Source organism: Cohaesibacter gelatinilyticus, from assembly GCF_900215605.1.
Taxonomy (GTDB): Bacteria; Pseudomonadota; Alphaproteobacteria; order Rhizobiales; family Cohaesibacteraceae; genus Cohaesibacter; species Cohaesibacter gelatinilyticus.
Genome location: NZ_OBEL01000007.1, coordinates 228,437 through 234,875, shown reverse-complemented (window position 1 = coordinate 234,875; position 6,439 = coordinate 228,437). Strand labels below are relative to the sequence as shown.

The 6,439-nt window shown below is 49.2% G+C and carries 6 protein-coding genes, 1 tRNA gene and 1 pseudogene; 3 read left to right on the top strand and 5 right to left on the bottom strand.

What is annotated here, in order from left to right:
- Positions 1 to 602 precede the first annotated feature (602 nt).
- Positions 603 to 679 (top strand) — tRNA-Arg (locus CRO57_RS22165).
- Between the two features lie 505 nt (positions 680 to 1,184).
- On the opposite strand, the pseudogene CRO57_RS25215 reads toward CRO57_RS22165, so the two are convergent.
- Positions 1,185 to 2,192: pseudogene (locus CRO57_RS25215) on the bottom strand (recombinase family protein); the annotation flags it as partial.
- On the bottom strand, positions 2,192 to 2,578 hold the full coding sequence (locus CRO57_RS22155) for a hypothetical protein (RefSeq protein WP_141401319.1): 387 nt from the start codon (positions 2,576 to 2,578) through the stop codon (positions 2,192 to 2,194). The pseudogene CRO57_RS25215 and the gene CRO57_RS22155, both read right to left, overlap by 1 nt.
- A 243-nt stretch (positions 2,579 to 2,821) precedes the next feature.
- Here CRO57_RS22155 and CRO57_RS22150 point away from each other — a divergent pair, with 243 nt between their 5' ends.
- Positions 2,822 to 3,421, top strand: a complete 600-nt coding sequence (locus tag CRO57_RS22150) for a hypothetical protein (RefSeq protein ID WP_141401318.1) — start codon at positions 2,822 to 2,824, stop codon at positions 3,419 to 3,421.
- Between the two features lie 2 nt (positions 3,422 to 3,423).
- Here the strand turns inward: CRO57_RS22150 and CRO57_RS22145 are convergent, their stop codons facing one another.
- Entirely contained in the window at positions 3,424 to 3,990 is a 567-nt protein-coding gene (locus CRO57_RS22145) for a hypothetical protein (RefSeq protein WP_097155702.1), read from the bottom strand.
- 26 nt (positions 3,991 to 4,016) lie between these two features.
- Between CRO57_RS22145 and CRO57_RS22140 the strand changes: the two genes are divergently transcribed.
- Complete coding sequence (locus CRO57_RS22140) at positions 4,017 to 4,361, top strand: hypothetical protein (RefSeq protein WP_097155701.1); 345 nt, start codon at positions 4,017 to 4,019, stop codon at positions 4,359 to 4,361.
- On the opposite strand, the gene CRO57_RS22135 is transcribed toward CRO57_RS22140, so the two are convergent.
- A complete protein-coding gene (locus CRO57_RS22135) occupies positions 4,358 to 5,878 on the bottom strand; it encodes a type IV secretory system conjugative DNA transfer family protein (protein WP_097155700.1) in 1,521 nt (506 codons plus the stop codon). The two genes, CRO57_RS22140 and CRO57_RS22135, sit on opposite strands and share 4 nt — an antisense overlap.
- Positions 5,879 to 5,883: 5 nt before the next feature.
- On the bottom strand, positions 5,884 to 6,384 hold the full coding sequence (locus CRO57_RS22130; RefSeq protein WP_097155699.1) for a hypothetical protein: 501 nt from the start codon (positions 6,382 to 6,384) through the stop codon (positions 5,884 to 5,886).
- Between the last annotated feature and the right edge of the window lie 55 nt (positions 6,385 to 6,439).

The window sequence follows — 6,439 nt, the reverse complement described above, 5'->3', positions numbered from 1 at the left end:
GGAAATCAAAAGAGCCTCGTGGGACTGATAAGTTTGTCTGGCCTCGCGCTATCGCTTGCAACGCAAGACGGGGCAGAGCTTCAGCCACGATCCCAGTTGAAGCCTTGGCCGAACTCGGCCGTTAAGGGCCATCTAACCGCGATAGACTTAGCTGTCGCAAAGCCAAAGGCCTATCTCGTGCGACGATGATACTCCGCCAGCAAGAGCGTGGGGACGTCACGTCGCTGCCAGCCATGTTAAGAGCAATGCTTCATCAACAAAAACCCCTTCGGATCCGTCCAAAGGGGCGTTTGTCGGTCCAAAACTATAGCTCGTATCAGCTGTTCCAAGCGTTGATGTTCTTGTTGGCCGGTCACCTATCGGTTCCCGATAAAAACATAGGTTCTTATCGTATTCTTGTGCCTGAGAGCCCACGGAAAACAACAAAGTGCAACGCTGCACACAAAAAACGAAGAACGTGAAATGGTTAGGTTGGATCTAATCGCAGAAGTTGGTATTTTTATGGATCGTGCCTTCGATGAGCGCTTGTGCATCACTGCCAACTTTCCGTTGCTTGCCCAATGCCTATGGGGTAATAAGGCTAGAAGTCAACTCGCGAGATTGCACCCGTAGCTCAGCTGGATAGAGCGCTGCCCTCCGAAGGCAGAGGCCAGAGGTTCGAATCCTCTCGGGTGCGCCATTTCCAAATTTCCACCTGCCAAAGCACCTAAGACCTTGAAGGGAAAGGCTAGATTTGCCGTTCTAAGTCCGGTTTCGCGGCTGTAGCGAAGACGGTCGGCAAATGCGAGCTTGAGCACGATTTGCTTATCTTCCAAACGCTCAGAACGCCATAGAATCCAAGGGTTTGAAAGGAATTCGAGTGCCGTTCTAAGTGTGTCCTCGAAGCTGCTCTTGGGGTGCGTGGTTTCTGCAATACGATCTTGCAGGATCAGTTTTTCTTCTTCGAGTTTCTGAATCCGCCGTTCATACGCTGAAATCACGCTTGGCACACCGGATTCCATGATCCGATCCAAAAGCTGCCCAATCTGCTTCTCTGTTTTCGCCAATTTCGCCGCCAGTGCACCTGATTGTTCTTCGGCCAAGTCAATACGACGCTGCCAGAGGTCGGCGAACAGTTTGCGCGCAACGCTGAAAACCCCCTCATGTGGCTTTACAGCTCCTAAAAGGGATTCGAATTCTCCTTCCATTTTTTCTCGGCGGATCGATTTGCCATAGCTGTTGCAGCCTTTTTTCGGGCAGAGATAGTAGGGATGCCTGCTATGCGATCCCTTTGACCAGCAAGCCGTTAGAGGCGTGCCACAATCCGCGCATTCGACGAAGCCACGCAACGGAAAGTCTTGATTCAGATTCTTGCGCCTAGGGGCGTAACATCCGCCCTCTAAGCGCTCCTGAATCTTTTTAAACGTATGAGCGCTAATCAGTCCTTCATGCTGCCCATTGCGCCGTGCAACTCCCCAATTGGGTGCTTCGACGTATCCCGCATAGAGACATTGATTGAGAATTTGGTTTGTACGCTCATGTGGTACGTTGCCAGAACGGCCTCTGGGGAAAAGTGGATTGTTCTGTAGGAAGGCGGTGACTTCTGCTTTCGATCCAAAATGCCCGCTTGCGTATCCCTCAAGTGCTTGCTGAATGATCGAGGCAACCGGTTCGTTTCGTTTGAGGAGTTTCCCGTGGCCTGCAACACGCTCATACTTAAAGCCCACGGGTGGCCGAGCTAAAACGCAGTAGCCGTTTTGAATGCGCGCTTTCATACGGTTCTTTGTTTGCTCGGCATTCTTTTGACGCTGGTGTTGCGAGACACTCGCGAGCAGATTTTCTACCAAGAGCGAGTCGGAATCCTCTCCGAATTCAATGGATGGTGATTCCAGAATGCCGCCAGCGCCCATGATTGCCTGACGCAATTCCAGATGCGCTTGCAGCGAACGGGCTAGGCGAGAAACATCATCGATTAAAAAGCGGATTTGCTTATTGCGGTTTTTGCGAAGAAAAGCGAGTGCTGCCTTGATGCCGGGGCGATCAGTCAATCCACCTGAAACATCATCCGAAAACACGGCTACGATATCGTAGCCTTTCATACGCGCAAATTCGCGGCAGCGGGTTTCCTGCGAAGCAAGACCTCCTCCGACCGTTTTCTGCTTCAGGCTTGAAACGCGGCAATAGATAATTGCCAGTATTTGTTTGCTTTCCATCATTGTGCCGCGCACCCCTTTCCCTCTTCAATTTGAATTTTCGTGTTGAATGTTCCATCTGAGTCTAGTGCCTCTGAATCGTCAGTTGGAAGCAAAAGCTCTGAAATATCCCCGCGAAATCCAAGATCAACGAAATGCCATATCAACGGAATCAGAGTTGAGAGGTATTCTCTTGATTGCTCTTGGGTGAACCCGCATTTTTCCAACTCACCCAGATAATCCTCAACCGGCAAAAGCGGGGCAGGACAGCCAACATCACTATCTACGACTGTCGGCGCAGAGCGCTCATTGAAGGTTGTCGAAGTATTTCTATCCATGACACGCCTCCTTTTTCTTGCCGACATGAAAAAAATCAGCAATATACAGAACAAAAAGAGAACATTCAAGGAATATAATCCTATAATTAATTTGTGCGTCAACTTGCATTTGCACACCTCCAGCTTCAATTGCTGTGAAGACAAACGAGTGATTTAGGCGAAGTAAGATTATTGGAAGAATTGCTCAGAAGGGCGCGTTCTGTCGATATGACCAGCGGATATCTATCCAACCAAAATCGGGGTTTCCCTTAGTGTCCGACCCTGTAAACTCTTGGTTTGCTATTTGAAATAGAAACCAAAGGGCGGAGCGAATTGGGAAAAGCCAAACCTGCAAACCGGTTCTATCGATACGCTAAAATCTCAGAATATATGTTCCGTCGGGTGTTGTGGGGGTTCGCCTGTGATCTCTCAGTCACTGAAGTTGCCCGGAATACTAAACTGAGCACCAACAGCGTAAGCGCAATATATCAACGGCTGCGCGCTCATTACGTTCGGATCGGTGTATTCAATAGCTTTTATGATAATGGCGATGCGATTGGAGTGTCAGAAACATCTGACGCCTATGAGCTTGCCTTGCTTGAATTTCATCTCAAACGAATTTCCCAAATGCGCGGCATTCCACATAGTCAGAACAGTTCAGATCATCATTTTTGTGAAAGCTGCTGGCGTTTTCAACTCATTCCGTTCTTCGAAGGCCGTTCTGCCGATGCAGCCCATAATATGATTTTTAATGAGCTTCTCACTTACCTGAAAGTTGGTGGCCCAGTAGGAGTAAAAGCTGCTGACCTTCAGGCTGTCAGGCGCTGCCAACTGGAATTCTTGAATCGCAGGTCAGCTTGGCTTGAAAGAAGTTCTCCTGAGTTTAAATCAGAAGATTCTAGAGCGCTATTGCGCGACATCCGCGAGACATGATCCTATCGTGACCGGCCCTTTCCTAAGCCGCGCGGACGATTTAGCCGCTGGGTTATATCGCGTGAGTTCTCGCGGATTTGCTCAAGTTTTGATTTTGCCTCGGATATTGACTCATCTGAGTTAGACGCTGCGACGCTTTTCTGAAGTTCATTTTCATCTTTAAGCGTTAACTCGATTTCGGCACGCAGGGCAGAGTAAAGTTCCTTACGTTTCTCCTCAATCTGTTTCTTGTGCTCAGGCTTGTACCTATTGTCGACCGCACTTCTGATTTCGTTCCGGTGCTCCCAATCCGGCGCATTTCGAGCACCATCCGGCTTTAAGTTTAACTCCGGATGAGGAGAAACTTTTTGGTCAATAATAAACTGCGCAAACCTATCGCGTCGATGAGCCAACTCCTCTTTTAGTGCCTCTATGGTGACATCAGCCTGGAGCTGTAATTCTTGGAGGCTTCTCCTGAATTCAGGTGTTTGTACCCGCTTGATCTGCTGATCCAATTGCTCGGATTCGAAACGCTCTTTTTGCGCATCGGTGCCACGAGCTGCTATATTGAATTCTTTATTTGAAGACATTTTTTATTACTACGATTGGAGCGGGAATGACTAAGAGACCCATAAGCTTTGAAGACTTGGAGAAGGACACGGCAGGAATGGCCTCTAGAGCCGCGTTCGTGGCTTTGGCAAATGAACTGATTGAGGACGGACGTCAACCGCGTACCGTTTTTAGTGCAATGTTGTATGCAGCCTACGAAGCAAGCCTTGCGCGGTCAACGCTTGAGTATCATGAGTTTGCGGTTTCTGCAGCAGGCCATGCTGCCAGTAACAAAGAGTTGGCAGAAGCGTTATTCGAGGCAGAACTGAATTCACCTAGAACGCAAGCCTTCCTCAAGGAAATTGATTTTGACAAGGCTATAAAAGAAGCGGAAGAAGCATTGGGTGACTAGTTGTTTCCGAAATGAACCTCGCGAACATCCCTGAGCGCATCTTTCCATCTGGGAACTTCAAACCACGGAACTCGATCAGCGATATAGAGGCGCGTCCCGCCAATCTTGCCGGTCCGTACAATTTGCTTACCTTCACCGATAGCAGTTATATCCTCCGACTGAAGCACTGGTCGTGCATGTTCAGTTGTGCTAAATGACGCGCTCGCGACCTGACCACCTGACTGATTGATGCCACGCGTTGCCACCGCTGTTTTACCGCTCCATGTTTCGATATCGCGCAGCAAATCGGGCTCGGTGACGAGCCACATGTGCAAGACGCCGGATTGGCTTTCAAAGTTCGCAATGGTGTGATCCGTATACCCTTTCGATCTGAGTGCCGCGCGTCCTTGGCAAAACCCCCAGAGTTGTACACCCTTACCGGCATAAAGGGTAAGTGCCTTGGGAATGACAGCCATGTAAGGAAGGTTGGCGAGCTCATCGATAAGGGCAGTAACCGGTACGGGTCCGGGTTCCTGCGCGCAGGCATTTACAATCGCTGAAACTGTCAGTGATACCCAACTTGAACAGGCCTCGAGCCGATCTGAATCTCCAATCAAATAAAGCGTAGTTTTTTCGTGCCGCATATCAGCGGGATTGAAATTTGATGTATCCGTCACTGCTGCAAGCGGACTATCAGGTCTGAAATTCCAAAGAGCTGTGGTTAGTTCACTTTCGTATGCGTTCCATTGATCGGTGCTTTCTCTTAAATCTACGATCTTCACAGCAAGCCCGGCAAGCGCCTCATCTCCGCAATCGAGAATAGCTGTTACAGTTTCAACGAAATCCTTAAATACAAACCGCCACATATTGGAAAGCGTGCAACTGTCGGGCCTGAAGCGTGCGTTGAATTCCAGCCAAGTTGCTAGGATCTGCTGCGCTCCAGCCGCAACCCAACCGTCCTTTTCTTTTTTTGGTGGCACCAAAGACATACACAGTTGCAGAGCGTCTTCGGTCACGCTCTCACCACGCTGTGCTTTGTTGATTATTCTTTGAAACGGATTGAGTTTGAAGGAGGGAATACCATGCTTCCCGTAAGGATTTATCGCAACGATCCGATGACCGCGAGACTTACGATACTCGGCGCTCGCATAAGCGTTTTCTCCGTCCTTAATGTCGTTGACGACAAGTGAGCGATTGAACACATGCGCAAGATTGGGCAGCACAATATCGCGCCCCTTACCGGATCGGGTCATCCCATAGTTCAGGAGATGCATATCTCCGTTGTAGAAGAGCGGCTGGCCTTCAAGGGCTCCTAAGAACAAACCTGCATTGTCGAGCATTCTTTCTTGTTTGGCATCCGCCAAGTTTCCCAATCGGCCAGAACCTAACAGCTCGGAAGCTTCCAGTGTTTCCAGCGCTTCTCGAACACGGCGATTTTCTTCAATGGATTCGAGGGCTCGTTCCTCTTGTTCTCGCGCTCGCTTGTTTGCCTGTAAGGTTTCCAGAGCTTGGTATACTTCCCATGCGGCTCTCAGCATTTACTTCAGCCCCTCTGCGGAGGTACGTCGAACGCCGCCGAAACCGTTCCGTCTTGCGGCTCGGTCAACTCAGACGCTTCTTGTTTTGGGCGAAATCCTCGCCTTTCTTGCCATGCTTTGTACCTGGCCTTCCATGTAGGTAGGCCTTTCTCCTCGTTTTTCCTATCCATGATCAGGACAGCAATAATCACGGCAACCGAAGGTATCCCAATCAATGAAGACATCAATGATGCAAAGCCTAAATTGAAAAGCACTTCATCATAATTTTTGAGTTCGGCAACAAAACTGCCAACAAGGTAGAAGAAAGGAAGGGCCACAAAAAACGCGCTGAATATAATGACCAGCTTGATCTTCTTTCGATATTGCTCGTCGGCAAGCCCCAACATAAAGAGCGCAACCACAAACGCGACAACAGATCCAACAACGATAACAATGGCAATAGCAAATATAAGTGATAGAAGTGCGATAACGAGACCGAGTTGGCCTTCATTCGTGGTGCGGCTCATGCTGTCAGCCCTGTAGATTTCGCTCGATATTCTACGACGGTAGTTTGGTCTGGAT

What these genes read in the sequence shown, in the direction of transcription:
- CRO57_RS22145 (WP_097155702.1), bottom strand. Translation starts at nt 3,990, where the DNA reads ATGTCTTCAAATAAAGAATTCAATATAGCAGCTCGTGGCACCGATGCG.
- CRO57_RS22140 (WP_097155701.1), top strand. Translation starts at nt 4,017, where the DNA reads ATGACTAAGAGACCCATAAGCTTTGAAGACTTGGAGAAGGACACGGCA.
- CRO57_RS22135 (WP_097155700.1), bottom strand. Translation starts at nt 5,878, where the DNA reads ATGCTGAGAGCCGCATGGGAAGTATACCAAGCTCTGGAAACCTTACAG.
- CRO57_RS22130 (WP_097155699.1), bottom strand. Translation starts at nt 6,384, where the DNA reads ATGAGCCGCACCACGAATGAAGGCCAACTCGGTCTCGTTATCGCACTT.